The sequence below is a fragment of the Bartonella sp. PS7NMGDW genome, assembly GCF_042193585.1.
Lineage (GTDB): Bacteria > Pseudomonadota > Alphaproteobacteria > Rhizobiales > Rhizobiaceae > Bartonella > Bartonella grahamii.
The window spans coordinates 1-667 of the sequence record NZ_JBHILX010000119.1 but is presented as its reverse complement, the minus strand read 5'-3'; the positions used below and the strand labels follow the sequence as shown (position 1 = coordinate 667).

Here is a 667-nt window from a genome sequence, read left to right as displayed (position 1 = left end):
GGCAGAATCCCCACCACAATTCCAAGAAAGGAACTTGATCTTTGTATCAATGACATCGGGGGTTTACCACCAAAACCGGAAGATAGTGTTATTGTGATGGCTCCTGAAAACAACAAAGCGCCCTCTTCTCAAGAGCACTTCGTGATCACAGATGTCCAAGCCTCTGAATCCGGTATGTATAAGCTTATCTTGCGCGAGATAAAGTAAAAGCACGCTTATTTATTTTAAAAATATGAAGTCACCTATTGACAATATGGCAACAATGTGTCTACTGTTGAACTAGGTGCCTCAAAAACACCTTGATAGCAAGCGGATTGATTGTCGAAATAATCAGTTTTCCGCACATTAAAAGCTTTGACTCATTGTATGTTACACGCATATAATGACTTTGTCGGGTGTAGTTACGCTATACAATACCCTTTTGGGAAAAGCGTAACGACGGACTTGCTACCGTGTTTTTGAGCACCCGGCACTTTATTTATAATAAGTGTCAATCAAAAACGTCTAAATAGCAAGGAGTTCACATGAATACTCTTATTCCGATATCGGAACAAACTGTTGGACAGGAAACTGTTCAAACAGTTAACGCACGTGATTTGCATGCGTTTTTAGAAGTAGGTAAAGATTTCTCTACTTGGATTAAATATCGCATCAACAAATATAATTT

Annotated in this window: 1 protein-coding gene and 1 pseudogene; both read left to right on the top strand. The window is 38.8% G+C overall.

Annotated elements, in window-relative coordinates:
• A pseudogene (locus tag ACFIKJ_RS09645) lies at positions 1 to 207 on the top strand (hypothetical protein); the annotation flags it as partial.
• Between the two features lie 317 nt (positions 208 to 524).
• Positions 525 to 667 (top strand): antA/AntB antirepressor family protein (locus ACFIKJ_RS09640; RefSeq protein WP_375652243.1); only part of this gene is annotated, 143 nt, incomplete at its 3' end.